Below are 18,688 nucleotides of genomic sequence, written 5' to 3' on the forward strand. Positions count from 1 at the left end.
GCTCAGGCCGCCGGCCGCTCCACCGTGCTGGCGAGGGCATCGCGCAACGCCTTTTCCTTCGTCTCGTCGAGGGAGGTCTTGAGTACGACGCCGCCCGCGTCCTTGATCTCCTTGATCACCTTGTCGGCGGTCATGTGCTTGATCAGGACGAACAGGGCGGCGTTGCCGGGCTGAAGGCTGGCGGAGAGACTCTTCATGAAGGCATCGTCGATGCCGACGTCCGAAAGAGCGCCGCCGAGCGCACCCGACGCTGCGCCTACGGCAACTCCGAGGATCGGATTGAGAAAGAGGACACCGATTAAAAGGCCCCAGAAGCTTCCCGTCACCGCGCCCATGGCGGTCGTGTTGACGAGTTGGTTGAGCTTGATGCTGCCCTGGTCCGTCTTTACGGCGATCACGGCGTCACTGATCGTGATCAGATACTCCTTCTGCAGCTTGAGCAATCGCTGACGCACTTCCTCGGCCTTCGCCTCGGACGGATATACGATGGCGACCAGATCTGACATGAAGACCTCCCGTTGGAGCATGCAAGCGGACCCGAGGAAGCTACCCCGCGAGAGCTGCCTCAGGGGATCGGAGAAAACCCTCGGTCCCGGTGGGGAATGTTCCGAATGAGATTGGACGCTGTAGACTGCGTCCCGAAGGGGCGGCGCAAAGTGAAATTGCTGGCGCCGCCCGATCGATGCGACCTCGGCGATCAATTGCGGCATCTAGCGGCGCGGATTGGGGACGCAGGTGCCGGACCGCCCGCTCACCGACGCGCGGCATTGGGCGCGAGTGTCATACATACAGGTCAGCGTTCCCCTGAACTTTCTGCACCATGCCAGATCCTGCGCTTGTCCTGGCGTCCACGAGCCCATGGCACTGAGCGCAATGAAGACGGCAGCGGAGAGCAAAGCCAGCTTTGTCATCTTGGCTTTTCCTTGTCGTTGAGCAATCACGTCGAGCCGCGGATCGCAGGCTCGTCAAACCCGCCGCGGCTTTGACGAAGGGATCGCATGCGCCGCAACGGCGGCAGCTTCAGGCTTATGCACCGTCTGCGCGCTTGGGCTGTCGGGTGATCGCCTGACTTCGCTGCCGGAATCTTTCGGCTCCGCCGGATGTTCGTTCACGATTGCACCCGCGGATGCTCAGTAGATTTACCGATACAAGCGGGATGAATTCTCCGCAAAATCCTCAGCGGCACGGATGGGTCGATTCATGCAGCTGCGGTCACTGAGCACGACGCTTGTTGCAGGGGTTTCTGCGCTGCTGCTGGTCGCCTGTGAGAGGGAGGCGGCGACGGTCTCCCTGCCGACGCCGGCGCGTCCCGTCCGCACCATGACAGTCGAGAAGCGGGATCAACTCACGCCCCTCACATTTTCCGGCCGCATCGAAGCCGAAGACGAAGTGAATCTGGCATTTCGAATTTCCGGTCGGCTGCACTCGAGCGACATCCGGCCCGGTGAGCGCGTCGAGGCCGGCCAGCTGTTGGCGAAGCTTGAATCGCAGGACCAACTCAGCGCGTTGCGGCAGGCGCAGGCCGCCCTTGCCGCAGCTCAGGGCCAGCTCACTCAGACACGCAATCATTTCGAACGCCAGCAGACTCTGTTGGCGCAGGGATGGACCACGCGCGCCAACTTCGAGGCCGCGACGCAGGCGCAACAGACTGCGCAATCGAATGTTGAAATGGCCGAAGCTCAGTTGAATTCCGCCCACGACCAGGTCAGCTTCACCGAGCTGCGGGCCGATGCACCGGGCAAGATAACCGAAACGGGGCCCGCCGCCGGAGAGGTCGTCCAGGCCGGACAGACGATTGCGCGGATCGCGCGGCAGGATGGCCGAGACGCGGTCTTCGACATGCCGGCTCAATTCGTCCGCGCGGCACCGTCCAATCTGCAGGTGAGCGTCAGTCTGACCGACGATCCAGCGGTGACTGCGGAAGGGCGTATCCGGCAGGTTGCCGCGCAGGCCAATCCGGTCACGCGAACCTTTGAGATCAAGATAGGACTTCGCGATCCCCCTGCCGCGATGCGGCTGGGGGCGACTGTCACGGGGCGCGTCGAGATGAGCGCCGGACCAATGATCGACATTCCGGCAACGGCGCTGACCAGGATGAATCGCCAGCCGGCGGTCTGGATCCTGGATCCCGCGACGAAGACGGTCGCCATCCGCAATGTCGACGTCTTGAGGTTCGATCAGGCGCAGGTGATCATCTCGCAAGGTTTGGACATAGGCGAGGTCGTGGTGACCGCGGGCGTCCAGGCACTTCATCCGGGTCAGCGGGTGCGCGTCCTTGGGTCGGAGCCATGACCGGGCTCAACCTCTCGGAATGGGCGCTCGGGCGCCGCTCGCTCGTCATTTATCTGATGATTGCCGCCGTCATCGCCGGCGTGCTGTCCTATCTGCGGCTGGGCCGGAACGAAGATCCTGCATTCACCATCAGGACTATGGTTGTTCAAGCGGCCTGGCCTGGAGCGACGGCCGAAGAGACGATGAAGCAGGTGACCGAACGGCTCGAGCGGCGGTTGCAAGAGACGCCACATCTGGACTTCCTGCGCAGCTTCACTCGGGCCGGTCTCACCACTATCTTCGTGAACTTGAAGGGGAGCGCCAACGCAAGGGACGTCTCCGATACCTGGTACCAGGTGAGGAAATCCATCGGGGACATCCGTCACACGCTGCCGGTGGGCATCGTGGGGCCAGCGTTCAATGACGATTTCGGCGACACGTTCGGGATCATGTATGGATTCACCAGTGATGGATTTACCCAGCGCGAGCTGCGTGACCGGGTCGAGGCGGTCCGCTCGCGTCTTCTAGACGTGCCCGATGTCGCGAAGATCGAACTGCTGGGTGCGCAGGACGAAGTGATCTTCGTCGAGTTCTCGAAACGGCAACTCGCAAGTCTCGGGGTCGATCGCACGGCTCTGATCGCCGCCCTGCAGGCACAGAATATCGTGAGCCCGGCCGGCACCATCCAGACCGGGACCGAGCGAATTTCGTTTCGGGTGTCCGGGGCGTTCCAGTCGGAGCAGGACATTGCCGACATCAACTTCAGCGCGGGCGGTCGCACGCTACGTCTGAGCGATCTCGCGACGGTACGGCGAGGCTATGCCGATCCGCCGCAACCGCTGTTCCGGGTCGGCGGTCGTCCAGCGATCGGGCTCGCGATCGCGATGCGCGAGGGCGGCGATATTCTCGTTCTCGGCAGGAACATCAAGGCGGCGATGGCAGAGATCACGGCCGATCTGCCGATCGGAATCGAACCGAGCCTCGTGGCCGACCAGGCCGTCGTGGTGGACAAAGCGATCCGCGAGTTCATGACCTCGCTGGTGCAGGCGATCGCGATCATCCTCGTCGTGAGCTTCATCAGCCTCGGCGTTCGGCCGGGCCTCATCATCGCACTGGCTATTCCGCTCACGCTTGCGATCGTGTTCCCGACGATGGAGTTTCTTCGCATCGATATGCAGCGAATTTCCCTCGGCGCTCTCATCATCGCGCTCGCGCTGCTGGTCGACGACGCCATGACGACGACGGACGCCACGCTTAATCGGTTGGCGCTGGGCGACGGCAAGATCGCGGCCGCGGCCTACGCCTTTCGCACGCATGCAGTCGCCATGCTCACGGGCACACTCGTAACGATCGCCGGGTTCATTCCGGTGGGCTTTGCAGCCAGCGCGGCCGGCGAATACACGTTCTCGCTGTTTGTGGTGGTTACGATCGCTCTCCTGGCGTCGTGGTTCGTCGCCGTCATCTTCACGCCGCTGCTCGGCGTCGCTATCCTCGCGCCGCCCAAGACCACAGCCGATGCGCCGGGAATGGCCTTTCGCTTGTACCGGCGCTTTCTGGTCCTGGCGATCCGCGCCAAATGGCTGACGATCGGCGCGACGGTTGCGCTTTTTCTCGCTTCCGTGCTCGCGCTTCCGCTGGTTCCGCAGCAGTTCTTTCCATTGTCCGACCGGCCGGAACTTCTCGTGGACATCGGCCTGCCGCAGAATGCATCGATTTACGCCAGCGAGGCGGCGGCCAAGCGCCTCGATCAAGTACTGACCGGTGATCCCGACGTTGGTCATTGGAGTACCAATGTCGGGCGCGGTGCGATCCGCTTCTATCTGCCGCTCAGCGTCGAGCTGCCGAATGACTTCTTCACCCAGGCGGTCGTTGTGGCCAAAGACGTCGCGGCACGCGAGCGCCTGCATGCCAAGCTGGAACGGTTCCTTGTGGAAGAATTCCCGAACGCCATCTCCTCGGTTTCGCCGCTTGGGCTCGGTCCCCCTGTGGGATGGCCGCTGCAGTATCGCGTCAGCGGTCCCGACGTCGAGCTCGTGCGCGACATCGCGGTCGAAGTCGCGCGGATCGTCGGCTCCGATCCGAGGGCCAAGAGCCTCAATTTCGACTGGATGGAGCCGGATCGCCAGATCCGCGTTCGCGTCAATCAGGATGAGGTGCGCCGTCTCGGCCTGAGCTCGCAGGCGATCTCAATCGTTCTGAACACCGTGATCTCCGGCCTGCCCGTGACCCAGGTGCGGGACGATATCTACCTCGTCGATGTGCTGGCCCGCGCAACGGACGAGCAGCGCGTCTCGCTGCCGAGCTTGCGGACGCTGCAGGTGCCGATCCCGGGAGGGCAGACCGTTCCGCTGAGCCAGTTTGCCACCTTCGAATACGGTCAGGAGTTTCCGCTGATCTGGCGGCGCGATCGCATGCCGACCCTGACGGTGCGGGCCGCCGTTCCCGACGAGATGCCGCCGGAGACGGTGGTCAATCGGCTGGCTCCCGCTATCGCCAAGCTGAAGGCCACTCTGCCGCGTTCGTACGATGTCGTGGTCGGCGGCACGGTGGAGGAGAGCCGAAATTCGAGGTCGTCCGTGATGGCAGTCGTACCGATGATGTTGTTCGTCATGTTTACGGTGCTGATGGTGCAGCTGCAGAGCTTCCCGCGACTATTGATGGTCGTTAGCGTCGCGCCGCTCGGCCTGATCGGGGTCGTCGCGGCGCTGCTCGTGTCCGGGCGGCCGCTGGGCTTCGTCGCCATCCTCGGCGTGTTGGCGCTGCTTGGCATGATTAGCAAGAACGCGGTGATCCTGATCGGGCAAATCGAGGCGGAGCGCTTGCAAGGGAAGGGGCCCTGGCAGGCGGCAGTGGATGCAAGCAGCTCCCGCTTTCGTCCGATCATGCTGACGGCCGTCTCAACCGTACTCGGCATGATCCCGATAGCGCCGACCGTCTTCTGGGGGCCGATGGCCTTTGCGATCATGGGCGGCCTGCTCGTCGCAACCGTTCTAACTCTGGTGCTGCTGCCGACCTTGTATGTCGCCTGGTTCGGCGGGAAAGAAATGGCGCCAGCTTCCGATGCTTCCAGCCCGGCGCGAGGGTAATCCCGGACAGCGACTAGGTAATCACCTGATGGGCCGGGCCGAGGCCACGGCGCATGGTTCGATCTCGCAATGAGGAGGTCGGCAACGCATCGTTCGAGACATCGATGACGGCGTCGGTCTTCGCTCGCTCTTCGAGGCCATTCAATGACTGCGACGACATCGGCCCAGAAGCTCTCATTGTTCGCGCTGACGGGAATGGTCGTCGGCTCCATGGTCGGCTCCGGCATCTTCTCGCTGCCCAGAACCTTCGGCACCGCAACCGGTCCCTTCGGCGCCATCCTCGCCTGGTGCATCGCAGGCGGTGGCATGTACACCATGGCGCGCGTGTTCCAGTCTCTGGCCGAGCGAAAGCCTGGTCTGGATGCCGGTGTTTATGCCTATGCGAAAGAGGGCTTTGGCGACTATCCCGGATTCCTGTCGGCGCTCGGTTACTGGATGGGAAGTTGCATCGGCAACGTGTCCTACTGGGTCCTCATCAAATCGACCCTGGGCGCGTTCTTTCCCGTGTTCGGCGACGGCAATACGGTCATCGCGATCGTCGTAGCCTCGATCGGGATCTGGCTGTTCCACTTCATGATCCTGCGCGGGGTGCAGCAGGCCGCCGCGATCAATACGATCGTCACCATCGCCAAGATCGTGCCGATCCTGATCTTCATCGTCATCCTGATCCTTGCCTTCAAGGCCGACCTGTTCCGTGCCAATTTCTGGGGCGGCGAGGGCATGCCGGACACGGGACTCTTCGAGCAGATCCGCGCGACCATGCTGGTCACGGTGTTCGTCTTTCTCGGGATCGAGGGGGCCAGCGTCTATTCCCGCTACGCCAAGGAGCGGTCCGACGTCGGCGCGGCGACGATCATGGGCTTCCTGGTCGTCACGAGCCTGATGGTGCTCGTCACCATGCTGCCTTATGCCGTGCTGCCGCGTGCGGAGATTGCAGACATGCGGCAACCGTCAATGGCCACGGTGCTGGAGGCAGTGGTCGGACATTGGGGTGCCGTCTTCGTCAGCATCGGGCTCCTGGTCTCGGTGCTCGGCGCCTATCTCGCCTGGTCGCTGATCTGCGCCGAAGTGCTCTCCGCGGCCGGTCGGACCCGGGACATGCCGCGCGTGTTCGGTACCGAAAACGCCAACAAGGTGCCGGCTGCCGCGCTCTGGCTGACCAATATCGTGGTGCAGCTCTTCGTCATCAGCACCTACTGGTCCCGGGATGCCTTCTCGCTGATGCTCAATCTCACGAGCGTCATGAACCTCATTCCGTTCTTCCTGGTCGCCGCCTACGGATTGCTGCTGGTGAAGCGCGGCGAGACGTACGAGAAGAGCGCGGGCGAGCACAGACGAGACCTGATCTTCACCGGCATCGCCGTCATCTACACACTCTTCCTGATCTACGCGGCCGGAATGAAATACCTGCTGCTATCCGCGCTGCTCTACGTGCCCGGCACGGCGCTGTATGTCTGGGCGCGGGTCCAACAGAAGGCGCGGATTTTTGCACCGGTGGAGTGGGGCATCTTCATCGTGGCTGCGATCGGCGCGGCCGTCGGCATTCACGGCCTCGCCACCGGCTACATCACGATCTAGGCGGATCGATTGCGGAGGTTGCGCTCATGACACAACAGACATCAAACGGAGCGCTTCCTTTTGGCGTTCATTCGGAAGTCGGTCAGTTGCGCAAAGTAATGGTCTGCTCGCCGGGCCGCGCTCACCAGCGTCTCACTCCGACCAATTGTGACACGCTGCTGTTCGACGACGTCCTTTGGGTCGACAATGCCAAGCGCGACCATTTCGACTTCGTGCAGAAGATGCGCGACCGCGGCATCGAGGTCGTCGAGATGCACAATCTGCTCGCGGACACCGTCGCCATCCCGGAGGCGAGGCGATGGATCCTCGACAATCAGGTGGTCCCAAACCAGGTCGGTCTCGGCCTGATTGACGAGCTCCGCGGCTATCTGGAAAGCCTCGCCCCCCGCGCGCTGGCGGAAACCCTGATCGGCGGATTGTCGACCCACGATTTCCCCGACGCACATGGCGGTGAAATGCTCCGGTTGATCCGGGAGGCGGCCGGCATGACCGAGTATCTGCTGCCGCCACTTCCGAACACGCTGTACACGCGCGATACCACCTGCTGGATCTATGGCGGCGTAACGTTGAATTCGCTGTTCTGGCCGGCGCGTCACGAGGAGCCGATCCTCGCCGCCGCCATTTACAAGTTCCATCCGGATTTCGCCGGCAAGGTCCACGTCTGGTGGGGCGATCCGACTCAGGATCACGGCCTTGCCACTCTGGAAGGTGGCGATGTGATGCCGATCGGGAAGGGAAACGTCCTGATCGGATTGAGCGAACGGACATCGAGACAGGCGATCAGCCAGCTTGCCGCCGCTCTTTTCAGGAAAAAGGCCGCTGAGCGCGTCATCGTGGCGGCCATGCCCAAGCTGCGTGCGGCGATGCATCTCGACACGGTCTTCACGTTCGCCGATCGGGATTGCGTGCTGCTTTACCCCGATATCGTCAATAGCATCACGGCGTACTCCTACCGGCCGGCGGACAACTCTGCCGGAATCGAGCTGCGCAAGGACGAGAAGCCTTTCGTCGACGTCGTGGCTGGGGCGCTCGGCCTGAAGAAGCTCCGCGTCGTGGAGACCGGTGGCAATGCCTATCTGCGCGAACGAACCCAGTGGGACAGCGGCGCTAACCTGGTTTGCGCCTCTCCAGGCGTCGTCTTCGCCTACGATCGCAACACCTACACCAATACGCTGCTGCGCAAGGAGGGAATCGAAGTGATCACCATCGTCGGCGCGGAGCTCGGCCGCGGCCGCGGCGGTGGTCACTGCATGACCTGCCCGATTACCAGGGATCCGGTCGACTACTAGCCGGCGGAGGAATCGACCCAGATCAACCTGTGATTTATCATCTGAACATTAACACGCCACAATCGGCGCGCAGTGTGACACGAATCCCGGTGTCCGGCTGCAGCATCGGAGGGGACCTATGCGACCGTCTGGATTTTTTCTGCCGGTTGCCGCACTGCTCGGCAGTAGTACGGCTTGGGCGGCGGACCTCGATCTCACCGACTTCAAATCGAGCGGAGCCGCTACATCCTCCTACGCGGTTCCTTATTACCAAGCCCCGTCCTGGAGCGTCGTTGGTTCCATCTCGCCGACTTTCACCGACAACGCGCTCTTCACCCGCGATAACCGCAGGTCCGACGTCTATTACGCGCCAGACGTGAGCGTCAGGCTTGACGGGAACCTCACCAACGATCTGTCATACCGGCTCTATGCGCGGGCTCAATACGAAGCCTTTTCGCGGGAAAAGGACGGCAATTTCGCCGTCGCGCGTATGGGCGCGCGTCTGACCGAGAACTGGGACGGCTGGCGCTTGTCTGGCATTTACGAAAATCGATATGATTTCGATGGCATCTACCGCGATCTCGCCTTCACGTCCCACGACGTGATGGGCTCAGTCGCGCGCGATTTCCGCGTTGGCAACGCGACGTTCTCGCCACTAGTGCTTTTGACCTACCGTTTCTCCGATCTGGCCGAGGCGCGCCGCTGGCGCTTTGACGCCGTGCTCGGAATCGAGGTCAAGCTTGATCCCAGATGGTCGATCGTCAGTACGCCCCTGTTCGAAGCCTATTGGTTCACCGATGGACTCAATACCGGTCGCCAGGATCAGCTCTATTCGGTTGACCTCGGCCTGAAGTACAACGTTGCCAACAACGTGTCGCTCACGACGACCGTGCTCTACGAGGCACGAACCTCGAACGTCCCGCTGCGGCGATACAGGGACGTTCGGATCGGGCCTCGCCTGGACTTTGCCTTTTAGAGGTGCTCGAGAGATGCCGGCAAGACGCCTTCTAATGCTGACCTGCCTCATCATCTCAAGCATGATGACGACGGTCGTGCTGGCCGATCCTCGCGATGCGGTCGATCGTAGCCATCGACTCGATACCGATGCACTTCGGGATGATGCCGCGACGCGCCGTCTGGAGCAACCATCTCACCCGCTCTCAATTGCGCCGGCCCCGGCGGCACCGCCCGCGAAGGCGACCAGAAAGAAGAAGTCGGACACGAGCAGTAGCCGATAGCCCTGGCGAACCTGTCAGCGCATTAGGCGGGGGAACGGTGGAGGACGCCCGGCGACCACGGAATGGCGGCGCGACGATGCCATTCGGGCTCGTTCGCCGCGCATCGCCATTTTTACTCTCTATTGCATCGGATTTGAGATTCGGCGGCCCTTGACGAAGGCCAAGATTTCAATCCCCCATGAATACTACCTCATGTTGAATGAGCGGTTCGCTGGGTGTATAGTTGATTGACCCGCAGGTGCGCTATTCCGAATTCGGTGGAGGATTTCTCGCCGGCAGGGTGGGGAGAGACCCCGCTATTGTCGTCGTGGCCAATATCGGGAGTCGCCGGAATAGAGTGAGTAGTACAGTGAAGCCACATGGCTCCCCCGCCAGAGAGTCGAGGCAAACCAGTCCCAAGCGCTGGCTGCGCGTAGGTTTGCAACCATCGACCGAGGAGCTTTACTGGAACTCTTCTGCAGATCTCCTCTTCGTCGCGCGCCCCTCCTTTTGCGGACATTTCGTCTACGAGAGCATCAATCCGGCATTCGAGTCCCGGCTCGGCGTATCGTCGCGAGACGTGCTCGACATGGATGTATCCGATTGCCTGAGCGCGGATGACGCGAGATCTGTCTGCGAAGCACTTCGGGCGAGCCTCGCGGAGAAGGCTGAGATCAGGATCCGGCAGCGGCTGGCGTTTGGTGGTTCGTCCCGCACGAGGGAAACGACTGTCACGCCGATCCTGGATCCCGCGACCCGCGGTGTCGTCCGGTTGATCGGCTGCCATCGCGAGGCGCGCGACGTTCGCTTCGAGGACCCCACCACATGGGGGAACGGGCTGGATGTCGAAGCTGGCCTGCTGTCGCTTCAGGAGAGCATTCAGCAGCGGATCGCTTCCGATCTCCACGATTCGACCTGTCAACATCTGATTGCCGCGAGTCTCGGCTTGATGCGGATCCGCGGCCAGCTTGACGGCACACAAGCCGCCGAACGGATCTGCGACGAAATCGACGCGTCGATTGATGAAGCGCTCCGGGAGCTCCGGGCTTTTGCCTATCTGCTGCATCCGCGGGATCTGACGGGTGACGGATTGAAGGCCACGATCGAAGGCTACGCGGAAGGGTTCGCGGCGCGCACCTCGTTGCATGTGAGGGTGAACATCGTGCCGGAGGTCGATGGGTTACCTTATGAGGCCCAACGCTCGCTGCTGCGCGTTGTTCAGGAGGCTCTGACGAACGTCTTCCGTCACGCAAAAGCGACGGAGGTGGCAATCGTCATCGATGTTGTCGACAGTCGTTTCCAATTGATGATCAGCGACAATGGACGCGGTCTTCCCCACCCTGGCAGGCCGGGTGCCGGGACGCTATCGAGCGGCGTCGGAATTCCCGCGATGCGAGCAAGACTGCACGGGATCGGAGGTACGTTGGCCATCCAGTCCAGCGGGATGGCGCCGCATTCCGGTACCGTTCTGTCCGCGGTCTTCCCGCACGTCCTTGCAGTAAATAGGCGCAATCGACGAAGGACCACGACCAATACGAGGGCCGATACCGGCACACAATCAGCGAAAGAACACTAGCCAGCGGCGGCGGGTCGAAAGTGTGACCCGAACCGCCGTCAAGAATAGGGAGTGTGCTGCATGAAACGTATCCTCATAGCCGACGACCACGAAGCGGTGCGATCGGGTTTGCGGGCGGTCCTCGAACAGCGGGCGGACTGGGAAGTGGTGGCCGAGGCCACTGACGGAGGCAAGGCGGTCGCCGCGGCGATCCAGAGCCAGCCCCACGTCGCCATCCTGGATTTCTCGATGCCGAGGATGACCGGCGTGGAGGTGGCGCGGCGTATGAGGGACTATCGGCTGCAAACCGAGATCCTGATCTTCACCGTGCACAATTCGGGTCTGATAGCGCAGCAGGCGTTCGAGGCCGGCGCCCGCGCTTTCTTGGTGAAGTCTGATGCGAACAAGCTGCTGCTGGCGGCTGTCGAGTCGCTGCTGATGCATAGGCCGTTCTTCTGTACGAATAGCATTATCGAATACGATGGCGGGCCGGGCCCCCACGGCGAACGACACCACCATGGGCTGACCTCGCGCGAGCAACTCGTCGTCAAGCTGGTAGCCGAGGGCTACAGCAACAAAGGGATTAGCGCGATCCTCGACCTGAGCGTTAAGACGACGGAGGCACATCGTGCAGCGGCGATGCGCAAGCTGGAGGTAAACTCGACGGCGGGCCTCGTGCGTTACGCGGTGCGGAGCGGACTCGTCGAGGCCTGATCGCAAGCCGTGGCGATCCGTGGCTGTCAGTACCTTCGCCTGCATCTCTCAGGGTTTTGCTGGATAACCGTTCTTGTGGGACGCCGTATCATCGTTCGACCTGACCGCCGATGACCGCTCTAGTCCACCTGGCTTGGCCGAGGGTAGGCAAACGGGAACGACCCGTGAAACGCATCTTGATTGCGGACGACCATGAAATCGTGCGTTCCGGACTTCGCGCGATTGTTGAAACGCGGTCCAACTGGATCGTGAGCGGCGAGGCGACCAATGGTGAGCAGGCGGTCACGCTTGCGCTGGAAACCAGGCCAGACATCGTGATCGTCGATTATTCCATGCCGATCATCAACGGCCTGGAGGTCAGCCGCCGCCTCAGAGCGCTTCACGTTCAAACCGAGGTGCTTATCCTCACGATGCATGAAAGCGAGGAGTTGCTGACAGAGGCCATTCTGGCCGGAATCCGCGGCTTCCTGTTCAAGTCCGACGCTCGCAACCATCTCATTTCCGCGGTCGAAGCGCTGCTCGACGGCAGACCCTACTTCACGAGTGTTCTGCTGGAGAAGCTGCTCCGCGACTACCAGGCGAACAAGCAGAACCGGGCCGACATGCTGCTGACCTCGCGCGAGGAGAGCGTGGTCCAGCTGATCGCAGAGGGGCACACCAACAGGTCGATAAGCGCGATCCTGAATCTGAGCGTCAAGACGGTCGAGACACACCGCGCCTCGGCCATGCGCAAGCTCAGGATGTCCTCCACCGCCGAGCTGGTTCGGTATGCTGTCCGCAAGCGGCTGGTTTCACCTTGAACGAGCGGGGAGCGCTTTCGCCTGCTCGCGAAAGATCGAGAGTGCACCGTCGAGTGAACGGACGCGAGAAATACCTTCGCATGCTTACTTTGATGTGTGGCGTTGGCTTGCCGAGCCGAAGCTTGCCGCGCCAGTCCGTCTTTGCTTCCGCTGCGCTCCGGCTACGACACCGCGCTTCGCCCCTCGTTCTCCGCTTGGCTGGGCCGCGCGTAGCCCGAAGGGCGAAGCGTGGTGGGCCCGGCAGGACTCGAACCTGCAACCAGACCGTTATGAGCGGCCGGCTCTAACCATTGAGCTACAGGCCCCGCCGCGAGGCGGCCGCAGGTAGCGCGGCCGGCAACGGTGCGCGGTTCGTTTACAGGGCCTGAGGCGGGGGTGCAATGCTGGCGCTGGTGGATGGGAACGCCGGCACGGCATCATTGATAAATTTCGAATAACCGAAATTGGCGATGATGCCTGTATAACCCTGTTTTGCCCGACGAAGCAAACCGCGTTTTCGCAGGTTTTTTCGACGTGGGCGGTAACCCATTGAAAACACTGGTCTCGTCTACTGTGCATGGGGTTGTTTTCGCAATTGTTTGAGGGGGCCTGTTGGCCCCCTCGAACATGTGCGGCTGCGCTCGGCGGCACGGCCGCTGCCTAGTCCACCGAGACCCCGGCGAACTCGACCACCTTGCGCCACTTCGCGGTCTCGTCCGCGACCAGCTTGCCGAACTCGGCCGGCGTCATCGGCTTGGGGATGCCGCCAGTCTCGGCGAGCTTTGCCACCAGCTTCGGGTCCTTCAGCGCTTCGCCGACGGCTTTGTTGAGGATCTCGATCACCTCAGGCGGAGTGCCCTTCGGCGCGGAGATGCCGTAGAAGCCAACCGATTCGAAGCCCGGCACGGTCTCGGCGATCGCGGGCACGTCGGGCACGCTCGGCCAGCGCTGCGGCGAGGTCACGCCCAGCGCGCGGACGTTGCCGCCCTTCACCTGCTCCATCGCCGAGGGCAGATTGTCGAAGATCAGCTGCACCTTGTTGGAGATGATGTCGGGGAAGGCGATGGCCGAGCCGCGATAGGGCACGTGCACCATGTCGCACTTGGTCATTACCTTGAACAGCTCGGCCGACATGTGCACCGAGGTGCCGTTGCCGGAGGAGGCATAGGAGATCTTGCCGGGATTGGCCTTGCAATAATCGATGAACTCCTGAACCGATTTCGGCGGAAACGCGTTGGAGACGACCAGCATGTTGGTGAGCTGCATGATGCTCGCAACCGGGGTGGTGTCGCGCAAAAAGTCGAACGGCAGCTTCTTGTAGAGCGAGGTCGAGATCGCGTTGTTGGGCGCGACGAACAGCAGCGTGTAGCCGTCCGGCGGGGCGTTGATCGCCGCGGCCGCAGCGATGTTGCCGCCTGAGCCGGTGCGGTTCTCGACGATGAATTGCTGGCCGAGCCGCTCCGACAGCCACTGCGCCATGATCCGCGCCACGATGTCGACCGGGCCGCCGGGGGAAAAGCCGATCAGCCAGTGTACGGGACGATCGGGATAGGCTGCGGCGGCGGGAGGGGTGGCGCTGAAAAGACCCAACAGGACTGCGAGCCCGAAAACACCGTGACGCAAAATTCGCAACATGACACCTCCCATTGTTCTATTGTCGTTGCGCGGCATGCTTTCATAAAAACCGGCGGCTGCCTACATCGCCGCAAGTCGGTGTTGACGCAGGCCCGTCAGGGACGACCATGAGATTCGCGATGATCCTTCTCGGTGCGGCGCTGCTCGCCAGCCCCGCCGCCGCCCAGACCGGAGGCACGGTCATTCCGACCACGACGATCAGCTTGGGAACAGCGACGCCCGGCGGCGGCTTCCCGCTCTATGGCAACGCCTTCGCGGAGCTGATGAACGCGGCCGATCCGCATCTCACCATCGCCCCGCGCAACACCAAGGGCAGCAACGAGAACATCCCGCTCTTGGAAAAGGGCGAGCTCGATCTCGCACTGGTTGCGGGCGAGCCGGCCTATGAAGCCTTCGCCGGCATCGGCCATGCGAAGGTAGCGCTGAAGATCCTCACCGCGATCTATTCCAACCCCGGCATGTTCGTGGTGCGCGCCGACAGCCCGTACACGACCATCCGCGATCTCGTCGGTCAGCCCGTCGCGTTCGGTGCCAGGGGCTCCGGCCTGCCGATCCTGGCGCGCTATGTGCTCGATGGTCTCGGCCTCAAGCAGGACGAGGACTTCAAGGCTGTTTATCTCGACCGCGCCGGCGACGGGCCCGCGATGGTCGAGGACGGCCGCGTCGCCGCGCTCTGGGGCGCCGGCATCGGCTGGCCCGGCTTTGCCGCCGTCGCTTCGAGCGCGTCGGGCGCGCGCTTCATCGCGCCGAGTGCGGACGAGATCGCGCGCATCCGCGCCAAGCATGCGTTCCTGAAGCCGCTGTCCGTGCCGGCCGGCTCCTACCCGAAGCAGACCGAGCCGATCGCCTCGCTCGGTTCCTGGAGCTTCATCCTCACGCGCGACGATCTGCCCGACGACGTCGCCTACCGCCTCGCCAAGACGCTGCACGGCAATGAGGCGACGTTCTGCAAGAAGCTCGCCCAGGCCTGCGAGACCACCGCAGCGAACACGGTCGCGGCCGCGCCGAGGCCGGAGCTGATCCATCCGGGCGTGATGAAGTATTTTCGCGAGATAGGGGTGGTGAAGTAGCTCTCTTACTTCCCTTCTCCCCTTGTGGGAGAAGGTGGCGCGAAGCGCCGGATGAGGGGTTGTATCCGCGCATTCAAATGAGACCTGGGCTCGCGGTGAGAACCCCTCACCCGGCTTCGCTTCGCGAATCCACCCTCTCCCACAAGGGGAGAGGGTACACCGTCATCGCGGCCTCATATTCGCCAATCTCACTTCTTCACCAGCGGGCAGGCCGGGTCCGGCGGGCCGAACGCCTTGTCGCCGGAGATGGTCGTGAGGATCTTGTAATAGTCCCACGGATATTTGCTCTCCTCCGGCGTCTTCACCTGCACCAGCCAGAGATCGTGCACCATCAGATTGTCCTCGCGAAGCTTGCCGTTGCGGGCGAAGAAATCCTCGATCGGCTTCTCGCGCATCTTGGCCGCCACTTTCAGCGGATCGTCGCTGCCGGTCTCCTTGATGGCGTTGAGATAGTGCATCACGCTGGAATAGACGCCGGCCTGCCACATCGACGGCATCCGGTTCATCTTGGCGAAATAGCGCTTCGACCATTCGCGCGTCTTGTCGTCCATGTCCCAGTAGAACGAGGTGGTCAGCAGCAGGCCTTGCGCCGCCTGTAGGCCGATGCCGTGGATGTCGGTGATCAGCGCGAGCAGCGCCGCCATCTGCTGGCCGCCCTTGAACACGCCGAACTCGGCGCCGGTCTTGATCTCGTTCATGTTGTTGGGGGGACCGGCGGCAATGCCGATGATCTTGGCCTTGGAGGCCTGCGCCTGCAACACGAAGGAGGAGAGATCGGGTGTTGCCAGCGGCGGCCGCACCGAGCCCAGCACCTTGCCGCCATTGGCGGTGACGACGGCGGAAGCGTCGCGCTCCAGCGAATGGCCGAAGGCGTAATCGTCGGTGATGAAGAACCAGCTGTCGCCGCCGCGCTTGACCACGGCGTCCGCGGTGCCGACCGCGAGCGCGCGGGTGTCGAACACCCATTGGATGGCGTAAGGCGAGCAGAACTTGCCGTGGAAATCGGCGGTGCCGGTGGAGTGGGTGATGAACAGCCGCTTCTTCTCGTTGGCGATGGTCTGCACCGCGAGCCCGACCGCCGAGACGGGCACGTCCACGATCAGATCGACCTGCTCGACGTCGAACCAGCGCCGCGCCAGCGAAGCGCCGATGTCGGCCTTGAGTTGGTGGTCGCCGATCACGACGCTGATCGGCTTGCCGAGCACCTTGCCGCCGAAATCGTCGATTGCCATTTGCGCCGCGGTCACCGAGCCCTGGCCGGTCGGCGCCGAGGCCGGGCCGTTCATGTCGGTGAGCACGCCGATCTTGACGACGTCGTCGGAAACCTGCGCCGACGCCGCGCCGGACAGCAGAGCCGCCAACAAGGCGGCCGCGACCGGCACTCCAAATCTGATTGGGTTCACGCCTCGTCCTCCCCTGATCCGGCTCATTGGCCGGTGTTGCTTGTCCCCCGGTATTAGCCCGGCGGAATTGGTTTCTTTTGCAACTATTAGGGGGCTGGCGTCAATGTCAGGCTGCGAAGCGGATCTGTCCTGCGGGGGAGGGATCGTAGCCGGTCAGCTCCTCCGCGCGCTGGCGCAGCCGCCGCTCGTTCAGGAAGCGGAGCAAGGCCTGCATGGCGGGGCGGAAATAGCTGCGCTGCCGCATCGCAAGGTCGAAATTCTCCCAGACCAGCGGCACGAAATCGAGACCGGCCGAGCGCGCCGCCGCGCGCGTCGCGATGCCGCAATCGGCCTGGCCCGCGCGGACCAGCTCGGCCAGATCCGGGCCGGTCAGAGCCGGCGTCTCGATCCGGCGTAAGTCCCGCATCGAGGCGCCCGCGCGCTTGAGCAGCACGTCGAGCAGCATCTGCGCGCCCGTGCCCTGTTGCCGCATCGCCATCCGGGCGCCGGCTGCTAGCACGTCGGTCAGGCTGTGCAGGTGCTTGGGATTGCCGCGTGGCAGCAGGAGACCTTCTTCGCGGCGCACGAACGCGATCAGCACCGCATCATGCAGGTCCGGCGTGGTCCGCAGCGCTTCGACACTGGCATCGCTGGCGAAATTGTCGCCGGCGTCGAGGGCGTGGAAGTGCACCGCCGCTGCCATCACCTCATTGCGCTGCAAGCGCTCGAGCCCGCGCGCGCTGCCCTCGCTCATCGATCCGAGCCCCGAGCCGGACTCGCGCAGGCTCCAATCGAGCAGTTCGTCGTGGCTGCCGCCGACGACCGGCGGCGGCTCCGCGATCAACATGCCGGCCGGACGCGCAAGGCCCGACAGGACCCAGAGGTCGAGCTCGTGCCGTGGGAACAGCCATTTCCCCGTCACCTTGCTGCAGGGGATCGCACCGGTGGTGACGAGCTCGTAAAGCTTGCGTTCGCCGAGCCGAAGGTAATCGGCGGCTTCGCTGGTGGTCAGGAATTCCATCCTGCATTCCTATGCAAATTCTTGCTTCTTTTTGACGTCCGACGCAGGTGGAATTCTGCATTTCAGATATTTGTCGCAGGGAACCATGCCCGATCATCTCGCTGCTTTGCAACACATCCGCACGCGCGATCTCTGCTTTGGTGAACGATCCTAAAGAGATCGCGCGCCCGGTGCGCCGCGATGAAGTTGCCGAAATTTCCCGGCCGGCAGCGCAAAAACGCGTCACGAGTGCGGCGCAATCGATGATCATCATGACGGCGTCAAACCTGAGGGAACCCGATCATGGGCCGCCTGTCCGTTGCACTTGCGCTTCTCTGCGGCCTTGCCGCAGGCGTTGCGGCTTCGGCCGCGGAGGACCGCAGCATTGTCCTCGCTTCGACGACGGCGACGCAGGAATCCGGGCTGCTCGACTATCTGCTGCCGATCTTCCGCGACAAGACCGGCATCGACGTCGCCGTGATCGCGCGGCGCGCCGACGAAGTGCTCGATGGGGCGCGGCGGGGTGAGGTCGACGTCGTGCTGATGCACGCGCGGCCTCAGGAGGAGAAGTTCGTCGCCGACGGCTTTGGCGTGAAGCGCTACGACGTGATGTACAGCGACTATGTGCTGATCGGGCCGAAGAGCGATCCCGCGGGCGTAAAGGGCAAGGACATCGCGACGGCGCTGAAGGCGATCGAAGCCAAAGGCGCGCCGTTCGTGACGCGTGGCGATCGGTCGGGCACTCATGCCGCGGAGCTCGCGCTTTGGATCGTTGCCGGCATCGACATCGCGAGCGCCAAGGGCGCCTGGTATCGCGAGGCCGGGCCCGGCATGGCCGCATCGCTCGGGGCCGCGCGCGCGGCCAATGCCTATGTGCTTGCGGATCGCGGCAGCTGGATCGCGTTCAGCGATCGCGGCGATCTCGACATCGTCGTCGAAGGCGACCGGCGGCTGCTCAACCAATATGGTGTGATGCTGGTGAACCCTGCGAAGTTCCCGAACGTGAAGAAGGACCTCGCGCAGACCTTCGTCGATTGGCTGACATCGCCGGAGGGGCAGACGGCGATTGCCGGCTACAAGGTGGACGGGCAGCAATTGTTCTTCCCCAATTCGGACAGGTCGGGCGGCTGAGG

General features: G+C 63.1%; 15 protein-coding genes and 1 tRNA gene. 11 read left to right on the forward strand and 5 right to left on the reverse strand.

Annotation, left to right across the window (positions count from 1 at the left end):
* Positions 1–2: 2 nt before the first annotated feature.
* A complete protein-coding gene (locus tag I6F12_RS30540) occupies positions 3–506 on the reverse strand; it encodes a DUF1269 domain-containing protein (RefSeq protein ID WP_036035718.1) in 504 nt (167 codons plus the stop codon).
* A 694-nt stretch (positions 507–1,200) separates the two neighbouring features.
* On the opposite strand from I6F12_RS30540, the gene I6F12_RS30550 reads away from it, so the two are divergent.
* The 9 genes from I6F12_RS30550 (at position 1,201) to I6F12_RS30590 (ending at position 12,489) form a co-directional block, all read left to right on the forward strand.
* Complete coding sequence (locus tag I6F12_RS30550; protein WP_225157909.1) at positions 1,201–2,292, forward strand: efflux RND transporter periplasmic adaptor subunit; 1,092 nt, start codon at positions 1,201–1,203, stop codon at positions 2,290–2,292.
* Positions 2,289–5,357 carry an efflux RND transporter permease subunit gene (locus I6F12_RS30555; protein WP_225157910.1) on the forward strand — a complete coding sequence of 1,023 codons (3,069 nt, stop codon included), beginning with the start codon at positions 2,289–2,291 and terminating at the stop codon, positions 5,355–5,357. Before I6F12_RS30550 ends, I6F12_RS30555 begins: the two co-directional genes overlap by 4 nt.
* A 144-nt stretch (positions 5,358–5,501) precedes the next feature.
* Entirely contained in the window at positions 5,502–6,935 is a 1,434-nt protein-coding gene (locus I6F12_RS30560) for a basic amino acid/polyamine antiporter (protein WP_036011479.1), read from the forward strand.
* A gap of 26 nt (positions 6,936–6,961) precedes the next feature.
* Positions 6,962–8,224: an arginine deiminase gene (gene arcA, locus I6F12_RS30565; protein ID WP_225157911.1), complete on the forward strand. Its 1,263-nt coding sequence runs from the start codon at positions 6,962–6,964 to the stop codon at positions 8,222–8,224.
* A gap of 118 nt (positions 8,225–8,342) precedes the next feature.
* Positions 8,343–9,179, forward strand: a complete 837-nt coding sequence (locus I6F12_RS30570) for an outer membrane beta-barrel protein (protein ID WP_036011475.1) — start codon at positions 8,343–8,345, stop codon at positions 9,177–9,179.
* A 34-nt stretch (positions 9,180–9,213) separates the two neighbouring features.
* Positions 9,214–9,441, forward strand: a complete 228-nt coding sequence (locus tag I6F12_RS30575) for a hypothetical protein (RefSeq protein ID WP_225157912.1) — start codon at positions 9,214–9,216, stop codon at positions 9,439–9,441.
* Positions 9,442–9,790: 349 nt separating this feature from the next.
* Entirely contained in the window at positions 9,791–10,996 is a 1,206-nt protein-coding gene (locus I6F12_RS30580; RefSeq protein WP_225157913.1) for an ATP-binding protein, read from the forward strand.
* Between the two features lie 60 nt (positions 10,997–11,056).
* Positions 11,057–11,689, forward strand: coding sequence for a response regulator transcription factor (locus I6F12_RS30585; protein ID WP_036011473.1), 633 nt, complete (start codon positions 11,057–11,059; stop codon positions 11,687–11,689).
* A 164-nt stretch (positions 11,690–11,853) separates the two neighbouring features.
* A complete protein-coding gene (locus I6F12_RS30590) occupies positions 11,854–12,489 on the forward strand; it encodes a response regulator transcription factor (protein ID WP_036035698.1) in 636 nt (211 codons plus the stop codon).
* A gap of 229 nt (positions 12,490–12,718) precedes the next feature.
* On the opposite strand, the gene I6F12_RS30595 is transcribed toward I6F12_RS30590, so the two are convergent.
* Both I6F12_RS30595 and I6F12_RS30600 read right to left on the reverse strand, forming a co-directional pair.
* A tRNA-Ile gene (locus I6F12_RS30595) sits at positions 12,719–12,794 on the reverse strand.
* A gap of 334 nt (positions 12,795–13,128) precedes the next feature.
* Positions 13,129–14,103, reverse strand: coding sequence for a tripartite tricarboxylate transporter substrate binding protein (locus tag I6F12_RS30600; protein ID WP_225124547.1), 975 nt, complete (start codon positions 14,101–14,103; stop codon positions 13,129–13,131).
* Positions 14,104–14,210: 107 nt separating this feature from the next.
* On the opposite strand from I6F12_RS30600, the gene I6F12_RS30605 reads away from it, so the two are divergent.
* Positions 14,211–15,173 (forward strand): TAXI family TRAP transporter solute-binding subunit, encoded by a 963-nt coding sequence (locus I6F12_RS30605; protein WP_225157914.1) that lies wholly within the window; start codon positions 14,211–14,213, stop codon positions 15,171–15,173.
* Between the two features lie 188 nt (positions 15,174–15,361).
* On the opposite strand, the gene I6F12_RS30610 is transcribed toward I6F12_RS30605, so the two are convergent.
* Positions 15,362–16,576: an ABC transporter substrate-binding protein gene (locus I6F12_RS30610; protein WP_225157915.1), complete on the reverse strand. Its 1,215-nt coding sequence runs from the start codon at positions 16,574–16,576 to the stop codon at positions 15,362–15,364.
* 106 nt (positions 16,577–16,682) lie between these two features.
* Positions 16,683–17,576, reverse strand: a complete 894-nt coding sequence (locus tag I6F12_RS30615) for a helix-turn-helix transcriptional regulator (protein ID WP_225157916.1) — start codon at positions 17,574–17,576, stop codon at positions 16,683–16,685.
* 282 nt (positions 17,577–17,858) lie between these two features.
* Between I6F12_RS30615 and I6F12_RS30620 the strand changes: the two genes are divergently transcribed.
* Positions 17,859–18,686 carry a substrate-binding domain-containing protein gene (locus tag I6F12_RS30620; RefSeq protein WP_225157917.1) on the forward strand — a complete coding sequence of 276 codons (828 nt, stop codon included), beginning with the start codon at positions 17,859–17,861 and terminating at the stop codon, positions 18,684–18,686.
* Positions 18,687–18,688: the final 2 nt, after the last annotated feature.

The organism is Bradyrhizobium sp. IC4059, assembly GCF_020193615.1.
GTDB lineage: Bacteria > Pseudomonadota > Alphaproteobacteria > Rhizobiales > Xanthobacteraceae > Bradyrhizobium > Bradyrhizobium yuanmingense.

Excerpts from the sequence above, each read along its gene's own strand:
- I6F12_RS30540 (WP_036035718.1), bottom strand. The coding sequence starts at position 506 with ATGTCAGATCTGGTCGCCATCGTATATCCGTCCGAGGCGAAGGCCGAG.
- I6F12_RS30550 (WP_225157909.1), top strand. The coding sequence starts at position 1,201 with ATGCAGCTGCGGTCACTGAGCACGACGCTTGTTGCAGGGGTTTCTGCG.
- I6F12_RS30555 (WP_225157910.1), top strand. The coding sequence starts at position 2,289 with ATGACCGGGCTCAACCTCTCGGAATGGGCGCTCGGGCGCCGCTCGCTC.
- I6F12_RS30560 (WP_036011479.1), top strand. The coding sequence starts at position 5,502 with ATGACTGCGACGACATCGGCCCAGAAGCTCTCATTGTTCGCGCTGACG.
- arcA (WP_225157911.1), top strand. The coding sequence starts at position 6,962 with ATGACACAACAGACATCAAACGGAGCGCTTCCTTTTGGCGTTCATTCG.
- I6F12_RS30570 (WP_036011475.1), top strand. The coding sequence starts at position 8,343 with ATGCGACCGTCTGGATTTTTTCTGCCGGTTGCCGCACTGCTCGGCAGT.
- I6F12_RS30575 (WP_225157912.1), top strand. The coding sequence starts at position 9,214 with ATGCTGACCTGCCTCATCATCTCAAGCATGATGACGACGGTCGTGCTG.
- I6F12_RS30585 (WP_036011473.1), top strand. The coding sequence starts at position 11,057 with ATGAAACGTATCCTCATAGCCGACGACCACGAAGCGGTGCGATCGGGT.
- I6F12_RS30600 (WP_225124547.1), bottom strand. The coding sequence starts at position 14,103 with ATGTTGCGAATTTTGCGTCACGGTGTTTTCGGGCTCGCAGTCCTGTTG.
- I6F12_RS30605 (WP_225157914.1), top strand. The coding sequence starts at position 14,211 with ATGAGATTCGCGATGATCCTTCTCGGTGCGGCGCTGCTCGCCAGCCCC.
- I6F12_RS30615 (WP_225157916.1), bottom strand. The coding sequence starts at position 17,576 with ATGGAATTCCTGACCACCAGCGAAGCCGCCGATTACCTTCGGCTCGGC.
- I6F12_RS30620 (WP_225157917.1), top strand. The coding sequence starts at position 17,859 with ATGGGCCGCCTGTCCGTTGCACTTGCGCTTCTCTGCGGCCTTGCCGCA.